The 21,300-nt window shown below is 64.7% G+C and carries 18 protein-coding genes and 1 riboswitch; of the genes, 7 read left to right on the top strand and 11 right to left on the bottom strand.

Going from position 1 to position 21,300, the window contains the following annotated elements; all coding sequences use genetic code 11:
• Nucleotides 1–31: 31 nt before the first annotated feature.
• The 5 genes from AC1DIO_RS22355 (at nucleotide 32) to AC1DIO_RS22335 (ending at nucleotide 5,240) form a co-directional block, all read left to right on the top strand.
• Nucleotides 32–1,159 (top strand): ribonucleotide-diphosphate reductase subunit beta, encoded by a 1,128-nt coding sequence (locus AC1DIO_RS22355; protein WP_441491619.1) that lies wholly within the window; start codon nucleotides 32–34, stop codon nucleotides 1,157–1,159.
• A gap of 90 nt (nucleotides 1,160–1,249) precedes the next feature.
• Nucleotides 1,250–1,459: riboswitch (cobalamin riboswitch) on the top strand.
• 276 nt (nucleotides 1,460–1,735) lie between these two features.
• Complete coding sequence (locus AC1DIO_RS22350; RefSeq protein WP_476776538.1) at nucleotides 1,736–2,764, top strand: ABC transporter substrate-binding protein; 1,029 nt, start codon at nucleotides 1,736–1,738, stop codon at nucleotides 2,762–2,764.
• Nucleotides 2,765–2,772: 8 nt separating this feature from the next.
• On the top strand, nucleotides 2,773–3,798 hold the full coding sequence (locus AC1DIO_RS22345; RefSeq protein ID WP_441507812.1) for a FecCD family ABC transporter permease: 1,026 nt from the start codon (nucleotides 2,773–2,775) through the stop codon (nucleotides 3,796–3,798).
• Nucleotides 3,795–4,562, top strand: a complete 768-nt coding sequence (locus AC1DIO_RS22340) for an ABC transporter ATP-binding protein (protein WP_441491620.1) — start codon at nucleotides 3,795–3,797, stop codon at nucleotides 4,560–4,562. Before AC1DIO_RS22345 ends, AC1DIO_RS22340 begins: the two co-directional genes overlap by 4 nt.
• 12 nt (nucleotides 4,563–4,574) lie before the next feature.
• Nucleotides 4,575–5,240: a class I SAM-dependent methyltransferase gene (locus tag AC1DIO_RS22335; RefSeq protein WP_476854091.1), complete on the top strand. Its 666-nt coding sequence runs from the start codon at nucleotides 4,575–4,577 to the stop codon at nucleotides 5,238–5,240.
• Nucleotides 5,241–5,251: 11 nt separating this feature from the next.
• Here the strand turns inward: AC1DIO_RS22335 and pabB are convergent, their stop codons facing one another.
• The 4 genes from pabB to AC1DIO_RS22315 all read right to left on the bottom strand — a co-directional run bounded on the left by pabB (nucleotide 5,252) and on the right by AC1DIO_RS22315 (nucleotide 11,065).
• Nucleotides 5,252–7,057 (bottom strand): aminodeoxychorismate synthase component I, encoded by a 1,806-nt coding sequence (gene pabB, locus AC1DIO_RS22330; protein WP_476854090.1) that lies wholly within the window; start codon nucleotides 7,055–7,057, stop codon nucleotides 5,252–5,254.
• 179 nt (nucleotides 7,058–7,236) lie between these two features.
• Complete coding sequence (locus AC1DIO_RS22325) at nucleotides 7,237–8,859, bottom strand: ABC-F family ATP-binding cassette domain-containing protein (RefSeq protein WP_441507815.1); 1,623 nt, start codon at nucleotides 8,857–8,859, stop codon at nucleotides 7,237–7,239.
• A 103-nt stretch (nucleotides 8,860–8,962) separates the two neighbouring features.
• The gene (locus AC1DIO_RS22320) at nucleotides 8,963–10,507 is read right to left on the bottom strand and encodes a VOC family protein (protein WP_476776540.1); all 1,545 of its coding nucleotides are present in this window, start codon (nucleotides 10,505–10,507) and stop codon (nucleotides 8,963–8,965) included.
• Between the two features lie 63 nt (nucleotides 10,508–10,570).
• Nucleotides 10,571–11,065 carry a class I SAM-dependent methyltransferase gene (locus AC1DIO_RS22315; RefSeq protein ID WP_441507817.1) on the bottom strand — a complete coding sequence of 165 codons (495 nt, stop codon included), beginning with the start codon at nucleotides 11,063–11,065 and terminating at the stop codon, nucleotides 10,571–10,573.
• A 182-nt stretch (nucleotides 11,066–11,247) separates the two neighbouring features.
• Between AC1DIO_RS22315 and AC1DIO_RS22310 the strand changes: the two genes are divergently transcribed.
• Complete coding sequence (locus AC1DIO_RS22310; RefSeq protein WP_476776541.1) at nucleotides 11,248–12,228, top strand: Bug family tripartite tricarboxylate transporter substrate binding protein; 981 nt, start codon at nucleotides 11,248–11,250, stop codon at nucleotides 12,226–12,228.
• A 23-nt stretch (nucleotides 12,229–12,251) separates the two neighbouring features.
• On the opposite strand, the gene AC1DIO_RS22305 is transcribed toward AC1DIO_RS22310, so the two are convergent.
• Complete coding sequence (locus AC1DIO_RS22305; RefSeq protein WP_476776542.1) at nucleotides 12,252–12,809, bottom strand: regulatory protein RecX; 558 nt, start codon at nucleotides 12,807–12,809, stop codon at nucleotides 12,252–12,254.
• Between the two features lies 1 nt (nucleotide 12,810).
• Nucleotides 12,811–13,230 carry an alternative ribosome rescue aminoacyl-tRNA hydrolase ArfB gene (arfB, locus tag AC1DIO_RS22300; RefSeq protein ID WP_043234302.1) on the bottom strand — a complete coding sequence of 140 codons (420 nt, stop codon included), beginning with the start codon at nucleotides 13,228–13,230 and terminating at the stop codon, nucleotides 12,811–12,813.
• A gap of 37 nt (nucleotides 13,231–13,267) precedes the next feature.
• On the opposite strand from arfB, the gene mazG reads away from it, so the two are divergent.
• Nucleotides 13,268–14,113 (top strand): nucleoside triphosphate pyrophosphohydrolase, encoded by an 846-nt coding sequence (gene mazG / locus AC1DIO_RS22295; protein WP_476776543.1) that lies wholly within the window; start codon nucleotides 13,268–13,270, stop codon nucleotides 14,111–14,113.
• 97 nt (nucleotides 14,114–14,210) lie between these two features.
• On the opposite strand, the gene hflX is transcribed toward mazG, so the two are convergent.
• From hflX to ntrC, 5 genes are all read right to left on the bottom strand, one after another.
• Entirely contained in the window at nucleotides 14,211–15,596 is a 1,386-nt protein-coding gene (gene hflX, locus AC1DIO_RS22290) for a GTPase HflX (protein WP_476854089.1), read from the bottom strand.
• 4 nt (nucleotides 15,597–15,600) lie between these two features.
• The gene (hfq, locus tag AC1DIO_RS22285) at nucleotides 15,601–15,849 is read right to left on the bottom strand and encodes an RNA chaperone Hfq (RefSeq protein WP_069880868.1); all 249 of its coding nucleotides are present in this window, start codon (nucleotides 15,847–15,849) and stop codon (nucleotides 15,601–15,603) included.
• A gap of 213 nt (nucleotides 15,850–16,062) precedes the next feature.
• Nucleotides 16,063–17,430: a nitrogen assimilation response regulator NtrX gene (gene ntrX / locus AC1DIO_RS22280; protein ID WP_476854088.1), complete on the bottom strand. Its 1,368-nt coding sequence runs from the start codon at nucleotides 17,428–17,430 to the stop codon at nucleotides 16,063–16,065.
• Complete coding sequence (locus AC1DIO_RS22275) at nucleotides 17,427–19,709, bottom strand: sensor histidine kinase NtrY-like (protein WP_476854087.1); 2,283 nt, start codon at nucleotides 19,707–19,709, stop codon at nucleotides 17,427–17,429. The genes ntrX and AC1DIO_RS22275 overlap by 4 nt, the downstream gene beginning before the upstream one ends.
• Nucleotides 19,710–19,839: 130 nt before the next feature.
• Entirely contained in the window at nucleotides 19,840–21,291 is a 1,452-nt protein-coding gene (gene ntrC / locus AC1DIO_RS22270; protein ID WP_441491630.1) for a nitrogen regulation protein NR(I), read from the bottom strand.
• Between the last annotated feature and the right edge of the window lie 9 nt (nucleotides 21,292–21,300).

Raw genomic sequence — 21,300 nt, 5'->3', positions numbered from 1 at the left:
CATGACATTCAGACCCGATTGGATATTCATCATGCTCGACTGGTCAGACAGCAAGCCTGCCACCGCCCTCGATCTCAATCCGGCCGCGCCCGGCGGAACCTCTGCCGATGCCACCGGCCTCGGCGAGATCGATCGCTCCGGCGGCCGCGTCAGCGTCGACGAGAAGCGGATGATCAACTGCCGCGCCGATGTGAACCAGCTCCTGCCGCTCAAGTACAAATGGGCCTGGGAGAAATACCTCGCCGGCTGCAACAATCACTGGATGCCGACAGAGGTCTCGATGCAGGCCGATATCGCTCTGTGGAAGTCGAAGGACGGGCTGACCGAGGACGAGCGCCGCACGATCAAGCGCAATCTCGGCTTCTTCGCGGCCTCGGAAAGCCTCGTCGCCAACAACATCGTGCTCGCGATCTACCGTCATCTCACCAATCCGGAATGCCGGCAGTACCTGCTGCGCCAGGCTTTCGAGGAGGCGGTGCACACCCACACCTTCCAGTACATCGTCGAGAGTCTCGGCCTCGACGAGGGCGAACTCTTCAACATGTATCGCGAGGTGCCTTCGATCACCGACAAAGCGGCCTGGGCCCTGAAGCACACCCAGCATCTCGACGATCCCGATTTCGAGACCGGCACGCCCGAGGCCGATCAGGCCTTCCTGCGCGACCTCGTCGCCTTCTACGTGATCTTCGAGGGCATGTGGTTCTATACCGGCTTCGCCCAGATCCTGTCGCTCGGCCGACGCAACAAGATGGTCGGCATCGCCGAGCAGTACCAGTACATCCTGCGCGACGAGAGCATTCACCTGAATTTTGGCATCGACGTGATCAACCAGATCAAGATCGAAAACCCGCATCTCTGGACCAAGGCCTTCCAGGACGAGCTGCGCGGCATGATCCGCGACGCTGCCGAACTCGAGGCCGCCTATGGCCGGGACACCATGCCGCGCGGCTTCCTCGGCCTGAATGCTGCGCTCTGCGAGCAGTACATGCATTTCATCGCCAACCGCCGTTGCGCGCAGCTCGGCCTCGCGCCGGTCTTCGCGGAAACGGAAAACCCGTTCCCCTGGATGAGCGAGGCGATGGACCTGAAGAAGGAGAAGAACTTCTTCGAGACCCGCGTCATCGAATACCAGAACGGCGGCGCTCTGAGCTGGGAGTGAGCTGAGAAGGATGGAGCCGTCTCGCTGCAGGGCTCCATCAGCAGGCGGTGTGGTCGGTGCCTGCGGCTTGACGCCGCCTTGGGCCCCTCTATGGTCGGCCGCGATCAAGGTTCCTCGGGTCCAGGCCCGAAGCTAAGAGGGAATTCGGTGAGGCGCCCTGCGCCGAATCCGAGGCTGCCCCCGCAACTGTAAGCGGCGAGCTCTTCTCCCAACGTCCACTGGCGCTCTCACGCCGGGAAGGCCGGGCGAAGCCAGCGCTGACCCGCGAGCCAGGAGACCTGCCCTGATCGCAGAAGCGTCTTTCGGGCGGGGTGTCCGGGGGGATTTGCGTCGGCGGCAGGTCGTAGACCCGCACCCCCGAACCGATCCGCTCAAGCTCCCGGCTCGTCATCTCGGGGAGCGATGAATTCCATGTCCATGATGCCGAACCACGCGGTCGCAGCCGCGGCAGAGCGCTTGACGCAGACTCGTCGAGCAGTCTATCGAAATTGTAATATTGTTGCATTACAGGATCGGCCGTGCGAGGCCCTCGAGCCTCGCGACGCATGCCGTCGCTCGACGCTATCGGAGACTTCAATGCGCAGCGCCGCACGCCATTCTTGCCTTTCGTTCGTCGCAGCCATCGGCATGTCGATGTCCGGAGCGGCCTTGGCCGCGCCGACGCAGTATCCGCTGACGCTGGAGAATTGCCGGGAGACGATAACGTTCAACCAGGCGCCAAAGCGCGTCGTGGCGGTCGGACAGACGCAGACCGAGATCCTCTACGCGCTCGGGCTCGGCGACAAGGTCGTGGGCACAGCCGTGTGGTTCAGCCCTGTCGCGAAGCCCTATGAGGCGGTCAACGCCAAGGTGAAGCGGCTTGCCGACAACGATCCGAGTTTCGAGGCCGTCGTCGCCCAGGAACCCGACCTCGTGACTGCGATGTTCGAATGGCATATCGGCCCCAACGGCATCGTCGGCAAGCGCGACCAGTTTGCGAGGCTGAAGGTGCCGACCTATGTCTCGCCCACCGACTGCGTCGGAAAGGACAATTCCGGGCCGGGCGACGGCGTCCGCACGCAGATGTTCACGATGGATCTCGTCTACCGCAATATTCGCGAGTTCGGGCAGATCTTCGACGTCTCCGATCGCGCCGAGGCGCTGGTCGCCGAATTGAAGGCCCGCGAGGACAAGGCGGTCGCTTCTGTGGCCGGTATCAAGCCGCAGGATGTCCCCGTCGTGGTCTGGTTCTCCAGCAAGGACATCAAGGGCGACGCCTTCCTGGCCGGCAAGAATGGCGTGCCTGCCTATATCCTGTCGAAGCTCGGCGCCCGGAACGTCATCACCACCAACGAGGAATGGCCGCTGGTCGGTTGGGAGACCGTCGCTTCCGCCAACCCTGCCGTCATCGTCGTGGTCAAGATGGATCGCCGGCGTTTCCCAGCAGATGACATCAATCTCAAGCTCGACTTCCTCAAGACCGACGCGGTTGCGAGCAAGCTCGACGCCAGTCGGCAGCAGCGGATCGTGATCATGGATGTCGGCGCGACCAGGGCCGGGCTTGATACGATCGACGGCATCGAGGCGCTGGCCAACGGCATCAAGAGCTTCGGCCTCACCAAGTGAGCCATGGAGTGGTTCGGCCCAACTGGTTGGCGAGGGGCGCAGTAGCGATCCTCGCCTTCGTCCTGCTGATACTCGCGATCGCGCTCGCCGTGACGATCGGCGAAATGTCGATCCCGCTTGCCACGGTCTTCAGGGCCCTGGGCAACGGGTTGTTCGATCTCGACTACCCCGTGAGCGCGATCCAGCAGGGCGTCATCTTCGACTACCGGTTGAGCCGGGCTGTGGTGGCGGCCCTCTGCGGAGGAGCGCTCGCGCTTTCGGGGGCAATCCTGCAGGCGCTGCTGCGCAATCCGCTCGCAGAGCCCTATATCCTCGGTATCTCGGCCGGAGCCTCGACGGGTGCGGTCGCGGTGATGATCCTGGGCTTCGGCGGTGCTGCGCTCAGCATATCTGGCGGTGCCTTCCTCGGCGCCATTGCTGCGCTCGTCATCGTTGCCTTGCTCGCCGCAGGGGCCGGTGGCGCGACCGACCGCGTGATCCTCGCAGGCGTCGCCGGATCGCAGCTGTTCAATGCGGCGACCGCGACGATCGTCACCACGCTGGCCAGTGCCGAACAGGCCCGCGGCGTGATGTTCTGGCTTCTCGGTAATTTCGGGGGGGTGCGCTGGCCCGATGTCTGGCTCGCTACGCCAGTGGCCTTCGCGGGCTTCGCTGTCTGCATCTTTCATACGAAGGCGCTCGATGCGTTCGCCTTCGGCGCGGATGCCGCGGCCGCGTTGGGCGTGGCGGTGACCCGCGTGCGCATCGTGCTGTTCGTGACGACGGCCGTCATGACAGCGACCATGGTCAGTATCGTCGGCACGATCGGGTTCGTCGGTCTCGTCATACCCCACGCCGCGCGCTTCCTGACGGGCCCAGCCCATGCCCGGCTGCTCCCGGCATGCCTGATCATCGGTGCAATCTTCATGATTCTTGCCGACATCCTGTCGCGGACGCTGGTGCCGCAGCAGATTCTGCCGATCGGCGTCGTGACGGCGCTGTTCGGCGCCCCGGCCTTCGCCTTCATACTCTATCGCGCGAGGCGACCGGCATGACGCTGGCCGCGCGCGACGTCCGTTGGAGCGCCGGAGGGCGCGTGATCGTGGACGGCGTGACGCTGCACGCCGAACCGGGAAAGATCCTCGGTCTCATCGGCCCCAACGGTTCGGGAAAGTCGAGCCTGTTGAGGCTGCTGTGCCGCCTGCGCAAGGTCGCAAGCGGCGTGGTGACGCTGGACGACCGCGAGATCGGCACCTTGTCGCGGCACGACCTCGCCCGGCGCCTGGCCTTTGTCGAGCAGCAGGCGACGACTGAAATCCAGCTCTCTGTGTGCGACGTCGTCAGACTCGGACGGACCCCGCATCGCGGCGCACTCGCGTCCTGGACAGCGGCCGACGAAGACGCGGTCGAGGCCGCGCTGGCACGCGTCGATATGGCCGATCGACATGACCAGTTCTGGCATACGCTATCGGGCGGAGAGCGCCAGCGCGTCCACATCGCGCGCGCACTCGCGCAAATGCCGAGTGAACTTATCCTCGACGAGCCGACCAACCATCTCGATATCCAGCACCAGCTCTCGATCCTGACCCTGATCAGGCGCCTGGGTATCACCTGCATCATGGCCTTGCATGATCTCAACCTGGCATCGCTTTTCTGCGACGAGATCGCCGTGCTGCATGAGGGCAAGCTGGTCGATGCCGGGACGCCGGAAACCGTGATGACAGAAGCGCTGATCCAGCATGTCTTCGGTGTCGCGGTCTCCATCCGCCGCGCCGCATCGGGCCGAAGGCATATCGAGTATCTGATCGAACCCTTTTGAGGCGGGAAAGTCATGACGATGCAGCGAAGCGTTGGGGCCGGCGTCACCGACTACTGGAACGCCCGTGCCCCCAAATTTGATGGTGCTGCCTCCCATGTCGCCCAGAGCGAGCTCTGGCGGGCCGTGCTTGAGGCCGCCTTCCAGGCGGATGGCCACAAGGACGTTGTCGATCTCGGGACCGGGACGGGCGCTTGCGCCCTCCTCGCCGCGTCGCTGGGGCATCGCGTCCGCGCCTGCGACGGGTCTGCGAACATGCTGGCGGTCGCCCGTGCGGCGGCTCGGCAAGCCGGCCTCGGCATTGCGTTTCAGGACGCCACGATCGAAGCGGCCGAGATTACCGATGCGTCGGCCGATATCGTCACGCTCCGCAATGTCCTCTGGACGCTCGAGCGCCCCATTGAAGGGTTGCTGCAGGCCCACCGCATTCTGCGGCCGGGCGGTCTCGTGCTCGTGTCCGACGGGTTGTGGTCGGTGGCTCCTGAATATCGTTCCACCTATCCAGAGGAGCTTGCCGCACGCCTACCCCTGCATGATGGCTTGACGGAAGCCGCAGCACAGGACCTGCTCGCGCAAGCTGGGTTCTCCGGGGTCAGATGCTGGCAGCACCTGTTCCCCGCTTCTCCCTACCCGGGAAATGTCCCCGTATTCGTCCTGACTGCCCGCTCACTCGCTGGCTAGCCGCGCAGGCTTCAGCTCATCAATCGAGCGGGCCTCAAGCCGCGCAGGCTATTGCCCAGGAACCAGTGCCCGGCCCGAGCGAGATCTCCCGGGCGCAGTTGCCGCTCAACGGCCCGTCCGCTCTCGATCAGGGTCTGGCGCAGCACGCCCGGCAAGACACCATCGGACAGGGGCGGTGTGAGCAGGATTCCGTCCCGCTCGACGAAGATGTTGCTGCGCGTTGCTTCGGTAACAAAGCCTGCGCGGTTCTGGAAGACGGCTTCATCGGCCCCGCAATCGACGGCTGCCGCAAATGCGGTCTCGTAGATACGACGGCGCGTTGTTTTGTACCGCAGGAATGGGTCGCCTGCGTCGGCCCTTGCGGCGGCGAGGACGACCTCGAGAGGCCGGTCCGGCTCGGCAGCGAGCACTGGTGCGGCGATACCGAGCACGCCGTTGCGACGGAGTTCGAGGCGGATACGGCGCAGCCCTTGCGGCGCAAAGGTCTCGACCAGCGCAGCAAGACGCGTTTCCGCCTCGTCGCGGTCGAAGCGGAAGCCGAGCGCCCTTGCCGAACGGTCGAGGCGGTCGAGATGCAGGGGCAGCCGTGCAAAACCGGTTTCTTGCGACCAGCCCAGCGTTTCGATCAGTCCGTATTCCTCGGCCAGGTCGGTCAGGACACGGGCCTTGAGCAGGCATTCGGAATACTCGTCCGCAGCACGCGAATCCGTGACGATGCCGCCGCCAACGCCATAGCGGCCGGCACCGCCCGGAAAGATCGTTGCCGTGCGGATTGCGACATTGAAGCGAAGATCGCCATCGGGCGAGATTTGCCCGATCGAACCGGTATAGAGATCGCGCGCGCCGTCCTCGAGTTCGCGGATGATCTCCATCGCACGCAGCTTCGGCGCACCGGTGATCGAGCCGCAGGGGAAGACAGCCCGCAGCAGGTCTTCGAGCGAGAGGCCGGGACGCAACCTGGATGTCACCGTCGACGTCAGCGTGTGAAATGTCGGATAGGTCTCGACCTGGAAGAGGCTTGGCACTTCGACCGACCCCATGGCGCTGATCCGTCCGAGATCGTTGCGCAGCAGGTCGACGATCATCAGGTTCTMGGCGCGTTGCTTGGGGTCGGCCTGCAACTCTTCCATAGCGGCGAGCTCCGCTGCCGGTCCGTCGCGTCGCGGTGCTGTTCCCTTCATCGGGCGCGTCGTCGCACGCCCCGATTCGACCTCAAGAAAGAGCTCCGGCGAAACCGACAGGATGCTCGCATCGTCGATGGTAACGATACCGCCATGCGCCACGGGCTGGCTCGACCGCAAGGCGGCATAGAGCGCGAGGGGATCGCCGTCGTAGCGAAAGGCGATCGGAAAGGTCAGGTTGATCTGGTAGGCGTCGCCGGCGTGAAGATAGTCCAGGACACGCTGGATCTTGGCCGCGTGCGCTGGTGCATCGAGCTGCGGACGAACAGTGCCGAGCGGCGGCGGAGGTCCCAGTGCTCCAAAGGCTTGGTCCAGCTGCGCGGCAGGGAGCTGCACCGGCGCCCGAAACAGCCCGAACCACAGCAGGGGAAGCGCCCTCGCCTGCGGCATCGACGCGACGAGGCGTGGCTCGAAGGCGTATCCCAGCTCGTAGCTCAGGAAGCCGGCGGCATGCAGCCCCCGGGACAGGCCGTCTTCGATTCTACCGAGCGCAGACGAGATCTCCTCGGTATGGTCGCATCGAACGACCTCGACCGGCTCACAGTAGAGCTGGGCCGACGCGGCTGCCGCGAGCCGGTCCTCCAGCAGTACGAACGGGCGCCGCGTCGTGAGCATGGTGTCGATGGTAGGCGGCATCGGCGGCGTGGTTTCTGATTGGAGTATAGAGGCTGCGCTCGAAGCGGCTTCGTGGATCGTGGCGATGCCTCGCTCCGATGGCAGCCTGGAATTGTAGGCCCGATCGCGCCCCGCCGTGAGCCCGACGAGAGCCGAGCCGAATGCTCGGCGAGCGATGGCCAGGGAGCTCCGCTGCCAGCTCAGCTCCGCAGGCCGGGAGCCTCCTGGCCCGTGCTCGCGACGTATTCCGTATAGCCGCCACCATAGGTGTGAACGCCCTCGGGGGTCAGTTCGAGAACGCGGTTGGACAGTGCGGCGAGGAAATGGCGGTCGTGCGAGACGAACAGCATGGTCCCCTCGTATTGCGCCAAGGCCGTGATGAGCATCTCCTTCGTCGCGATATCCAGGTGGTTGGTGGGCTCGTCCAGCACCAGGAAGTTCGGCGGATCGTAGAGCATCTTCGCCATCACCAGCCGGGCCTTCTCGCCACCGGACAACACCCTGCACCGCTTCTCGACATCGTCGCCGGAAAAGCCGAAACAGCCGGCCAGTGCTCGCAGCGAGCCCTGCCCCGCCTGGGGAAACGAGTCTTCGAGCGACTGGAACACGGTGGCGTCACCGTTCAGCACCTCCATGGCGTGCTGGGCGAAGTAACCCAGCTTGATGGTGCCGCCCAGCGCGACCGTGCCGTCGTCCGGCTCGGTGGCCCCTGTCACCAGCTTCAACAGCGTCGATTTGCCGGCGCCGTTGATGCCCATCACGCACCAGCGCTCCTTGCGGCGCACCTGGAAATCGAGCCCGTCATAGATGCTGCGGCTGCCGTAGCGCTTGTGCACGTTCTTCAGGGTGACCACGTCCTCGCCGGAGCGCGGTGCTGGCAGGAATTCGAACTGGACTGTCTGGCGGCGCTTGGGGGGCTCGACCCTGTCGATCTTCTCCAGTTTCTTCACGCGGCTTTGCACCTGCGCGGCATGCGAGGCGCGTGCCTTGAAGCGCTCGATGAAGTTGATCTCCTTGGCGAGCATCGCCTGCTGGCGCTCGAACTGGGCCTGCTGCTGCTTCTCGCTGAGCGCGCGCTGCTGCTGGTAGAACTCGTAATCGCCCGAATAGGTCGTCAGCGCCCCGCCATCGATCTCGACGATCTTGTCGACGATCCGGTTCATGAACTCGCGGTCATGCGAAGTCATGAGCAGTGCGCCATCATAGCCCTTCAGGAAGGCCTCGAGCCAGATCAGGCTCTCGAGGTCGAGATGGTTGCTCGGCTCGTCGAGCAGCATGGCGTCAGGGCGCATGAGCAGGATCCTGGCCAGCGCGACGCGCATCTTCCAGCCTCCGGAGAGAGCACCGACATCGCCGTCCATCATCTCCTGGCTGAATCCGAGGCCGGCGAGCACCTCGCGCGCCCGCCCATCCATGGCGTAGCCGTCGAGCTCCTCGAACCGCCCCTGGACCTCGCCATAGCGCGTGATGATCTCGTCCATCTCGTCCGCGCGGGCGGGATCGGCCATGGCGGTCTCGAGCTCCTTCAGCTCGGTCGCAACGGCGCTGACCGGGCCCGCCCCGTCCATGACCTCGGAGACGGCGCTGCGGCCGGACATGTCGCCGACGTCCTGGCTGAAATAGCCGATGGTCACGCCGCGATCGACGGCCACGAGACCCTCGTCGGGCGCCTCCTGCCCCGTGATCATGCGGAAGAGCGTTGTCTTGCCGGCGCCGTTGGGGCCGACAAGGCCGACCTTCTCGCCCTTCTGGAGCGCTGCGGATGCCTCGATGAAGACAATCTGCTTGCCGTTCTGCTTGCCGATGTTCTCGAGACGAATCATGCTTCTACGGGACCAAATTTCAGGGAGGTCCCGCGCCTTTAAGCCATGGGCCGCGCCCACGGAAGGGTTTGCCTGCAATTCATTCAGCTCTTGCCGAGGATCTTCAGCGTGCCGCCAGCCAGACCTTGGCGGCGGCCGCATCGGCCTCCGATAGCTCATGTCCCGCTGCGATCACTTGCGCCTCGACCTGGGCGCCGGCTTGCCTCAGCCGCGCTTCCAGCTCCGCTGCATGCACACCAAAGGGATCGGAAGCCCCGGCCAGGATCAGGATATCMGCCCCCGCAAGATCGGTCTCCTGCGGCAGTTCGAGCACATTCATCGCGCGCAGCAGGATGGCCCGGCGGATCAGGCCGGGATGGATCTGCATCATCGCGGCAAGGAAGTTCGCGCCGTTGGAATAGCCGAGATAAGTCGTGCGTGCCGGATCCAGCCCGTAACCCTTTGTCGCACTCTCGACGAAGGCCGCGAAGGCGGCGGCCTCGGCACGAATATCGGCCTGGTCGAATTCGGTCGGCGACGATCGGCGAAACCAGCGTGCTGTGCCCTCCTCAGTGCTGCGTCCACGCACGCCGAGCAAGGTCGCTTCCGGCGCGATCCGGTGCGCCAGCGGCATCAGATCCGCCTCGTTGCCGCCGGTGCCATGGAGCAGCACGAGAGTGCTGCCGTCCGTCGTTGCGGGCACATGGAAACGGTGCACGAAGGGCAGATCGCGATAGGTCATGCGCGGTTCTCCCGGCAGGGAGAATTGCGGCAGCACGACACGGATCTCGGAAGCCCGGCTGCCATCGGATGGAGGAACCATCAGGCTGGTTCCAAGCCTGTCCTCGGGCTCGTCGACCGTAAATCCCGGGCCGTCGCTCGCCAGTTCTATCAGGGTGCCGCCGGGTTCGCGGACATAGAGAGAGGTGAAGTATTTTCTGTCGTGAAGCGTGGTGACCGAGGAATTGAGGCGTGCCAGAGAACTTTCGATGGCCTTCACTGCGGCCTCGTCCCTCGCCCGGAAGGCGACATGGTCCGCGATGCCCGTGCCTGGAGCTCCGGGCCAGAACCCGCCGGCATCGCGGATATCGAGGACATCGCCACTATCGGACACCATGCGCTGAACAGCGGTCGTGGCCGCGGCTGGCCGGTAGCCGAAGCGTGCGACGAAGGCGGCCGTTTCCTCCCGCGTTTCAGACAGGATGGTTGCGCCGCGAACCCGGCGGATCGCATCCTCGGGTGCGATCCCGGGCGCCTGCCATGGCGCCGCGGCCGCCATATCCGTACCCACGAGCTTCACGATCACCCCGTCGGGGTCGCGCAAACGCAAGACGGGCTCGCCGAATTCCTGCTTCGGTCCCTCAGTGGGCACACGCTGCGTCAGTGCCCGCGTCAGCCAGAAGCCGATGCTCGCCGGTGGCACGGCCAGCGCGATCTCGCTCACCTGCCCATGTCCGACCCGACCTGGCGAGCCGTCCTGCCAGACGAGAAAGGTGACCAGCGAGCCAGGCGAACCCAGGCGGTCGCCGTAGAACAGGTGGAGTTGCTCCGCATCCTCGTAGCCGCCGGTCTGCTTGACGAGGCGCAGGCCGAGGAAGCCGACATAGAAATCGACATTGGCCTGCGCATCGCGGGTGATCAGCGTGAGGTGGTGGATGCCTCCGGTCATGTCGTCTCCTCAGACAGGTCCCGCCTCGGCCATAAGATAAGCTCAGGCTTGCAAGCGCGCGCTTTACGGAGCCGCGCGGCGATAGGCGAAGTAGCGCCCTTCCGGGATACCATCGGGGAGCGAAACGGCAACCAGTGCAGGATGCTCGAGATCGGAGCCGCTGATGATGAGTGCATCGTCCTGCGCGAGTGCAGCAACATGCTCCGGCAACCAGGCCAGATGGATACGGTCGCGTTCCGACACACCTGTTGTGGCGTCGACATGGATCAGCGCGGCATTGCGGCCATGCCGCTCCACGAAGTCCGGTAGCGTCTTTGCCATGTCGCCGAGCACCAGCGCGCTCTCCGGAGGCATCGAACGCGGATTGGCCGTGGCCTCACGGTCGAAGGCATAGATCTCCCGCTTCGGCAGGATTTCGCGCAGATGATCGTATGTGCGGCCATTGCCGAGGCCAAGCTCGAGCACGAGCCCATTGCGGTTGGTGACGGACTCTGCCGCCCAGTCGAGGATGCGGCGCTGGGCTTCGAGGCGGCGGATAAAACTGTCGAGGCGGCTCATGAAAAGCGTCTGTCTCCGGCATCGGCGCAATCGCAATTGCGGGCTTCGCATCGGCCAAATGGCTTGCTTGTCATTTGCTGCGGCCGATGCCCTAATCCATTTAGATGCATACAGAATGCCGCAATGGCATCGCGTCAATGGCCATCAAGAGCCTGGTTTCGTTTCAGGGAGGACGAGCATTCATGATCAAGTCTAGCTGGCTCATCGCGCTTGCGGTATCCGCGGGTTTCGGCGTGGCGGCCACTGCTCCGGCGCAGGCCCAGGCCTGGCCGCAGAAACCCATCACCTTCATCGTGCCATTCCCGGCCGGCGGCGGCACCGATGCCTTTGCCAGGCCGATCGCCGCCCAGCTCGAGCAGCAGCTCGGGCAGCGCATCATCATCGACAATCGTGGTGGCGCCGGCGGCACCGTGGGCGCTTCGGCAGCGGCGCGGATGGCTCCGGATGGCTACACCTTCTTCGTTGGGGCCGCGCATCATGCGATTGCGCCTGCGCTCTATCCGAAGCTCGACTACAATATCCAGACCGATTTTGTTCCGGTTGGGGTCATCGCCCAGCCGCCCCAGGTCGTCGTCGTCCATCCGGGCAAGGTCCAGGCCAAGACGCTGGCCGAGCTGATCGACTACGCCAGGAAAAATCCGGACAAACTCAACTACGCATCAGCCGGAAACGGCACGACGCACCATCTTGCAGGTGAACTCTTCAAGCTCGTCACCAAGACCAACCTGACCCATGTTCCCTACCGCGGCGCCGGACCCGCGATGCAGGATCTGGTCGCTGGCCAGGTCGATGTGATGTTCGATGGGCTTGGCTCCTCGGCCGCACAGGTGCAAAGCGGTGCGCTGCGTGCCCTGGCGGTCGCCGCCCCGGCGCGCTCGGATGCCATTCCGGACGTGCCGACCGCCAAGCAGGCCGGCCTTGACGGCTACGAGGTCGCGACCTGGTACGCCATCTGGGCGCCGAAGAACACGCCGGACGACATCGTGACGCGCATGCGCGGCGAGATCGAGAAGGCGCTGAAGGCTCCGATGATCACCGAGGCCTGGAAGAAGAACGGCTCCACGATTCCTGCGATCTACGGAGCCGATTTCGGCAAGTTCGTCACAGCGGAAGTGGCGCGCTGGGGCAAGGTCGTCGACGACGCCAAGATCAAGCTCGACTGAAGCGCCCTTCCCGGAAGTGGCGATCAGCTTTCGTCGCCCGCGCCGTCGATCACGGCGCGGGCGATTGTCATCGTAAAGCCAGCCCGGGCGAGCGCCGCGAGATCCTTCTGGCGGTTCTCGGCACGGTCCCTGCGGCTCCAGGGCCCAAGCCGCTTGCGTCGGGCGGCGATCCGCGCCGCAGCCAGTTCCTCATCCTCGGTGGCGCGGCTCACCTCCGCGACCAGCTCGCGTCCGACGCCCTTGGCCGCAAGTCGCGCGGCAACGGCGCGGGCGGACTGCCCTTTTCGGCGCAAGGTTGCCGCCCTTCCTTCCGCAAAGCGCTTGTCATCGACCAGCCCAGCCGCAACGCAGCGCGCCACCGTTTCATCGATGAGTGCGGCGAAGGATCGGGGTTCGTCGCCATGGTGGCGGCAGCTCATCATCACCTTGCGTTGAAGGACGCGCTGCAACTGCCCGGCAGGGGCCGAGTAGCGCTCAAGATAATGCATCGCCGCTCGCTGCAGATAATCGGCGCTGATCCGCCGTGGCGGTTTGCGCGGACTGGCGCTGTGCGGGGCGCCGGCCCCATTGGTAGCGCTCATTCTAGTCCAGACCAGGTTTCGATCGTGCCGACTTGATCGATGAACGCCGGTCCTTGCTTTGCAGGCGGCGCTCCTTCGATGCCTTTGTCGGCTTGGTCGGCCGGCGTGTTTCGGGGCGGACCGCGGCCTCGCGGATCATGTCCAGCAGGCGCTCCAACGCCTCCTCGCGATTGCGCTTCTGGCTCCTCTGCGCCTGGGCGACGATGACGATGACGCCGTCCTGCGTCAGCCTGCTGCCCGCGATTTTCATCAGCCGGATCGCCACATCATTCGGCAGGGACGGAGATCGGCGCGCATCGAACTTCAACTGGACTGCGCTCGATACCTTGTTGACGTGCTGTCCTCCTGGCCCGGAGGAGCGCACGAAACTCTCCTCGAGCTCGCTCTCGTCGAGGGTAATGGACGGGGTGACTTGAATCATGGGAGGACGGTAGCTCAACCTCCGGAGAATTGCAGCGTTGAAGCCCTCTCGCGATATTGCCCGGCTGATCGAGATCATGGCGGCGCTAAGGACGCCCGGCACCGGCTGCCCCTGGGATCTGGAGCAGGACTTTGCTTCGATCGCCCCTTATACGGTCGAGGAGGCCTATGAGGTCGCCGACGCGATCGCGCGCGGCGACAAGATCGATCTCAAGGACGAACTCGGGGATTTGCTGCTGCAGGTGGTCTTCCATTCGCGCATGGCCGAGGAAGAGGGCTCCTTCTCCTTTCCCGATGTGGTCGAGGCGATCACCAGCAAGCTGATCCGCCGCCACCCGCATGTCTTCGGCGATGCGCGAGACCTCTCGCCGGCCGAGGTCAAGGCGCTCTGGCACCGCATCAAGGCACAGGAGAAGGCCGACAAGGCCGCAGCCCACCGCGCTGCCGGGCTGCCCGAGGCCAGCGAGGACAGGGGTGTTCTCGCCGGCGTTCCCCATACATTGCCCGCTCTCACCCGTGCCTGGAAGCTCCAGGCCAAGGCCTCGACCGTCGGATTCGACTGGAACGATGCCAGGCTCGTTCTGGACAAGATCCGCGAGGAAACGGCGGAGATCGAGGAGGCCCTTGCCGGTGGCAGCAAGGAGGCCATCCGGGAGGAGATCGGAGACCTGCTCTTCGTCGTTGCCAACCTGGCGCGTCATGTCGATGCCGACCCCGAAGGGTGCCTCAACGCGGCCAACATCAAGTTCGAACGCCGATTCCGGGGGATCGAAGACGCCCTTGCCGCCGAGGGCCGGGACGCGAAGGATGCGACGCTCGACGAGCTGGAAGCGCTCTGGCAGGCGGTAAAGCGCATGGAAAAGGCGAAGGCCGGCGCTGGCTAGAGCGTCGGCCCGAAAGGTGGATTGYGGTTTTCGGGAAAGCCGATGCAAACACGGAAGGTCAGATCACCGGACCCGATGTGATATCCGGTCCGGTAGTCTAACCTTGGCGTTCTGCCTGGGGAAAACGCGCCCCAAACGCCCCTTCCCGCTCCGGCGGGAGCCGCACGGTMAAGGCGAGGGCGCCGTCCTCCGCATCCTCGCGGCTGAGGACCTCGCCATTGGTGTGCAGCCAGGCAAGCGACTTGCCGTCGCCGGGCTCGAGCGTGAGCCGGTAGACCGGCCGGCTGCGCGCGATGCGGGTTTCGATCGCGTCGGTCAGGCGGTCAACGCCTTCGCCCGTCAAAGCTGAAACCAGGACGGGACGTGACGCAACCGGCCTGAGCTCTGCCAGCGCAAGCTGCCGGTCGTGCTCGTCTCCGACGAGCAGGTCGGCCTTGTTCCAGACCTCGACGACCCGCTGTCCATCATCGGGATCGATGCCGAGGTCCCTCAGGATGGCCTGCACATCGGCAGCCTGCGCCTGCGTATCGTCATGAGCGAGGTCGCGCACATGCAGCAGCACATCGGCTTCGATCGCATCCTCAAGCGTGGCCCGGAAGGCCGCGATGAGCTGGGTCGGCAGGTCCGAGATGAAGCCGACGGTGTCTGATAGCATGATGCGGGCACCATGCGGCAGCTTGATTGCGCGCGCGGTCGGGTCGAGCGTCGCAAACAGCATGTCCTGGGCCAGGACGTCGGCCGAGGTCAGTCGATTGAACAGCGTCGACTTTCCAGCGTTGGTGTAGCCAACCAGCGCAACAACCGGGTAAGGCACACGTTTCCGGCTGGCACGATGCAGTGAGCGAGTACGTTTCACTGTATCGAGATCGCGCTCGATCTTGGTCATCCGCTCCTGGATGACGCGCCGGTCGGCCTCGATCTGCGTCTCGCCGGGACCGCCAAGGAAGCCGAAGCCGCCACGCTGGCGTTCCAGGTGGGTCCAGGACCGCACCAGGCGGCTCTTCTGGTAATTGAGGTGGGCGAGTTCGACCTGCAGCGCGCCCTCCTTGGTGCGGGCGCGCCGTCCGAAGATCTCAAGGATCAGGCCGGTTCGGTCGATGACCTTGCAGCCCCAGGCCTTTTCAAGATTGCGCTGTTGCACCGGCGACAGCGCGCAATCCATCACGACGAGGGCGATCTCCTCGTTGTTGATGCGCTCGGCGATCTCTTCGACCTTGCCCTTGCCGAGATAGGTCGCCGGTCTCAGCGCCGTCAGCAGCGCAGAGATGGGCTCCACTACGAAAAGATCGATCGCAGCCGCAAGTCCCACCGCCTCGTCCAGCCGCGCGGCGAAGGAGCGTTGATTCGCATCCGCCGCCGCGCCGCGGCGCTGCAGGTAAGGGCCGATGACGAAGGCACGGGTGTTGGCCGCGATGTCGCGCTCGATCTCGTCGAGCGGCTTCACCCCGGCCGGTACGTTGTCCGTGCCCGAGCGCCCCGCCACGGCCTCAGGCCTTGTCCGTTTCCTCAGGCTCGAAGAGCTGAACCGGATGGCCGGGCATAATCGTCGAGATGGCATGCTTGTAGACGAGCTGCGAATGTCCGTCGCGACGGAGTAGCACGCAGAAATTGTCGAACCAGGTGACGACGCCCTGCAGCTTCACGCCGTTGACGAGGAAAATCGTCAGCGGAATTTTCTGCTTGCGGACGTGGTTGAGGAAGGTGTCCTGAAGGTTTTGAGCCCGCTCTGCGGCCATGTTCAGCCCCTGTTGTTGGGATCGCGCTTCGGGTTGCGTTGGCGATCCAATTCGTTCCGTTCAGCGTCCGGCCGAGCGCCGGGGCATTTCGGAACACCGATAAGGTCATTAGACCGCGTGCATATGCTGCAATGCAAGTGGTTCGACAGGCATGCGCAGCAGATAGTCCTGCGTTCGACGCAGGCGCACATGCAGATCGCGCCTGCCTCTCCGTCAGCCGACCCCGAGCGACTTCAGCTTGCGGTGCAGGGCTGAGCGCTCCATGCMGATAAATTCGGCCGTGCGTGAGATATTTCCGGAGAAGCGAGCGATCTGTGCGATCAGATACTCGCGCTCGAAAATCTCGCGCGCATCGCGCAGTGGCAGGCTCATCAAGCGTTCGCCGCCAGACCCCGACGGCGTCGTCGGCACCATGGCGCCCACCTCGGCGGGCAGCATCTCGATGGTGATGTCGGCGCTCGGATCCCCCTTGGTCAGAATCATCAGCCGTTCGACATTGTTGCGCAGTTCGCGGACGTTACCAGGCCATTCATGCGACTGCAGAACCGCCATCGCGTCGCCGCCGATTCTGCGCTTCGGCAGGCCGGTCGCGACCGAGATCTGGTCCATGAAGAACTCGATCAGTTCTGGCACGTCCTCGCGCCGCTCGGAGAGTGACGGCACGCGCACCGGCACCACGCTCAGCCGATGATAGAGATCCTCGCGGAAGCGCCCGTCGGCGATCAACTGGGCGAGATCGCGGCTGGTCGATGAAATGATGCGGACATCGACATGGACGCGCGTCGCGCCGCCGACGCGCTGAAAATTCTGATCGACGAGAACGCGCAGGATACGGTTCTGCGTCTCTCGCGGCATGTCGCCGATTTCGTCGATATAGAGCGAACCGCCATGAGCTTCCTCGAGCGCCCCGACCCGGCGGGAACGGCCCTCCCCGCCCTCGACGCCAAAGAGCTCCTCCTCCATCGTTTCCGGCGTGATCGTCGCTGCGTTGATGACGATGAAGGGGCCGGTCGACCGGCTGGAGGCCTCGTGCAGGGTCCGGGCGGCCAGCTCCTTGCCGCATCCGGGCTCGCCGGTGATCAATACGCGCGCATTGGTGGGCGCGACGCGGTCGATGGTCTGGCGCAACTGGTTGACGACGGTCGACTTGCCGACGATCCGGCTTGCCTGCACCGAGCGCGTCTTCAGTTCGCGCACTTCGCGCCGCAGTCGCGACGCTTCGAGCGCGCGCTCGGCGACCAGGATCAGCCGGTCGGCCTTGAACGGCTTCTCGATGAAGTCATAGGCACCGCTCTTKATGGCGGACACCGCGGTCTCGATGTTGCCGTGACCGGAGATCATCACCACCGCAAGGTCCGGATGACTCTCCTTGATCAGGTCGAGCACCTGCAAGCCGTCGAGCCGGCTGCCCTGCAGCCAGATGTCGAGAAAGACCAGATTCGGCCGGCGGGCCGCGATCGCCGCCAGAGCCTCGTCCGCGGATCCCGCCCTGCGCGTGCGGTAGCCCTCGTCCTCGAGCAGGCCGGAAACCAGTTCTCGGATGTCGACTTCGTCGTCTACGACCAGAATGTCAGCGCTCATTCCTGAGTTCCGTTCTGCTTGTTCATGGCGATATCGGCGGGCTTGCCACCGGCTTCGGCATCAACGGGTTGCTGCTCCGGCCCGGCTTCGGGGAACCAGAGCCTGACGCGCGCGCCGCGTCCGCCTTCATGGACGTCCGGTCGGTCGAGCAGTTCGATGCCCCCGCCATGGTCCTCGAGGATCTTGCCGACGATCGCGAGACCGAGCCCGGTGCCGCCCTCGCGTGTCGTCATATAGGGTTCTAGCAGCTTCTGGCGCTGATCGATGGGCAGGCCTTTGCCGTTATCGATGACGTCGATGATGATCAAGCCATCGTCGCGACGCTGGAAAGAGACATCGATCCTGCCGGGGCCGCGTTGGTCCATCGGCAAGGCTTCGATCGCTTCGGTGGCGTTCTTGATGACATTCGTGAGCGCCTGGGACATCAGCCGGCGGTCGAACTGCGCCAGAACAGGCTCCGCCGGCAGATCCTCCGACAGCGTCAGCTCCGGATTGCCGACACGCATCAGGAAGACGATCTGGCGCACCGTCTCGACGATGTCCTCACGCTCCAACGAGGGCTTCGGCATGCGCGCAAAGGAGGAGAACTCGTCGACCATGCGCCGGATATCCTCGACTTGGCGCACGATCGTCGCCGTGCATTGCTCGAAGATCTCCTTGTCGTCGACGATCACGCGCCCGAACTTGCGCCGGATGCGCTCGGCCGAGAGCTGGATTGGTGTCAGCGGATTCTTGATTTCATKGGCAATGCGCCGTGCGACGTCGGCCCAAGCCGCCGTGCGCTGCGCCGAGACCAGATCGGTTATGTCATCCAGCGTCACGACAAGACCTGCGCCAGCTCCCTCGCCTTCACGCACGGCGCGGACATTGACCATGCGGTCATGGCCGGCACGCGTGATCGCAATCTGACCGGAGCTTTGTCTCTGCCGATTATGCAGCGCTTCGGCAACGAATCCTGCGATTTCGGGGGCGACCTGACCGATCGGCTCGCCCAGCAAACGGCCGCCGGCGCCAAGCAGGATCTCCGCAGAGCGGTTCATGATGGTGATGTGGCCGTCGGCATCGAGGCCGAGCACGCCGGAGGATACACCCGACAGGACCGTTTCGGTGAAGCGCCGTCGTCGATCGATAACTTCGCTGGCCGTGACCAGCCCGTCGCGCTGCCGGCGCAGCTCCGCCGTCATCTTGTTGAAGGTTTCACCGAGATGGGCAAGGTCGCCCTCCGATCGTCGTATCGGGACCTGGACATAGAAATTGCCGCTGGAGACCTGGTCGGTCGCGTGGATCATGCGTCGGATCGGCGCCACGAGCCCGTTGGCGAAACTGAGTCCGATCCAGATCGCCGAAAGCAGCAGGATGACGGCGATCAGGGCATACATCGAGGCAAAGGCGATCTGCACGCCCTTCCGGCGTGCATCGATCGAGAGATACTCGACGGCGGCGCCACGGGCGACGGCCGGAAACTCGACGGCGAGCGGGTTCACCTCACGGGCGACATAGAGGAAAGCGTTGTCGTAGGTCGGCAGCTTGACCAGCGCGCCGAAGATGCGCCCGGTCGAGGGCAGCACGCAGATCGGCTCGGGCGAGGATTGCGCATCCTCGAACGCGGCTTCATCGGGTTTTGGCGCATCGCGCAGCACATCGATATTCGCCCTGACGAGGACCGTCGCCGGCGGGCGCATGATCGTGGCGACTGGCACGCCAAGCGCCGTGGCACGGGCTGTCAGGAAGTTCTCGAACCATTTGCGGTCGGCATCGAAGGCAGGCTTCGCCCGCGTCAGATCGTCCGCCAGCACACGGATTTCGCGGCCGAGCGACTGGCACTGGCCCGCCGCATAGGCGTCGGCGACCTCTACCGATTTGAAGATGGCATCGCGCATCCGATCCGAGAACCAGGGCTCGAGGCCGMGTTMGATGGTAACGGTCGCGATCACMGCCACGAGCACCGCCGGCAAGGCGGCAATGATGCTGAACAGGCCGACGATGCGGACATGCAACCCGGCGGCCGCAGCCCCGGCACGCCTTGCCCGGATCAGCACCGCCGTCTCGAATGCGACGATGATCAGCAGCAGCAGGATCAGGAAGCCGTTGAGCACGAAGACGCCAATGACGACCTCGTGCACCGGCACGATGGGAGTCGCGCCGGACAGGACGAGGAACGTCACCAGTGCCGAGACGAGCGCGAACACGACGACGAGGGCCCCGAGCCAGCCCGAGACGCGTCGCGGCGTATCCTCGCCACGCGGCGTGATCCTGATATCGCTGATGGAGGCGGTCACTCTGTCTCAACAACTCCGCGAAAGCCGGACGCAAGGGTGCCCGGCTCGGCGCACTGATGCGCCGCCGCAACGGTGTTGTCAAAATATGACATATGAAAGGCAGGAAACCGCTGCCCCGCCTTACAAAGGCTCAGCGTGGCGAGCGGACCACCTGCATGTCGAGTTCCCGAATCTTCTTGCGCAGGGTGTTGCGATTGAGCCCGAGCAGCTCGGCTGCGCGGATCTGGTTGCCGCGGGTTGCGGCAAGCGCAGCGGCGATCAATGGCGGTTCGACCTCGCGCAAGATACGGTGATAGAGGCCGGGTGGCGGGATATTGTCGCCGAACCCGCCGAAATACTGACCGAGATGACGCTCGACCGAACCGGACAGGGTCTCCGCCCGCTCCGGCCCCGAGCTATGGGCGAAGCTCGAGGTTGCGGAGGCCGGCTGCAGTTCGGCCTCGACGATCGGTGCGGTGATCGTCTCCTGTGGATAGAGGGCAGCGAGGCGCCGGACGAGATTTTCCAGTTCGCGGACATTGCCCGGCCAGCGATAGCGCCGCATCACGTCCATCGCTTCCGAATCGATCTGCTTGCGCGGCAACCCTTCCTTCTCGACCAGCGAGAAGAAGTGCCGAACGAGATCCGGAATGTCTTCGACCCGCTCGCGCAGCGGCGGCAGCCTGATCGGCACGACGTTGAGCCGGAAGAACAGATCCTCGCGGAACAGTCCCTGCGCGATCGAGATACGCAAATCCTTGTTGGTCGCCGCCACGATCCGGACATTCGTCCTGATCGGCGTGCGTCCACCGACCGTCGTGTATTCGCCCTGCTGCAGCACTCGCAGGAGCCGCGTCTGGGCCTCCATCGGCATGTCGCCGATTTCGTCGAGGAAGAGCGTGCCGCCCTCGGCTTGCTCGAAGCGGCCGGAAGAGCGGGTGAGTGCGCCGGTGAAGGCGCCCTTCTCATGGCCGAACAGTTCGGATTCGATCAGGTCCTTCGGAATGGCGGCCATGTTGATGGCGACGAAGGGACCGTTGCGGCGCTTGCCGTAATCGTGGAGCGCGCGGGCAACCAACTCCTTGCCTGTGCCGGACTCGCCGTTGATCATCACGGTGAGATCGATCGGCATCAGCCTCGCGAGCGCCCGGTAGACGTCCTGCATGGCGGGCGAACGGCCGATCAGCGGAATGTCATCGGGCTCGGCCGCGGCATTGGCACGTCCGCCATCGCCGCGCGGCCGCGAGAGGGCTCTCCCGACGATCGCGACGAGTTCCTTCAGATCGAAGGGCTTCGGCAGATATTCATAAGCGCCGCGCTCGGACGCCTTGATCGCGGTCATGAAGGTGTTCTGCGCGCTCATCACGATGATCGGCAGGTCAGGTCTCACCCGCTTGATGCGMGGCAGCAGATCGAAGGCGTTCCCGTCGGGCATCACCACATCGGTGATGATGAGATCGCCCAGCCCTTGCGCTGCCCAGGTCCAGAGTGTCGCCGCCTGTCCTGTCGTCCGGACCTCGTACCCGGCCCGCGCGAGGGCCTGGTTGAGCACCGTGCGGATCGCGGCGTCGTCGTCGGCGATAAGAATGTTACCGGTGGGCATTCAATTATC

The organism is Allobosea sp. 05T439 (assembly GCF_056396005.1).
This window is presented reverse-complemented; position numbering and strand designations above follow the sequence as displayed.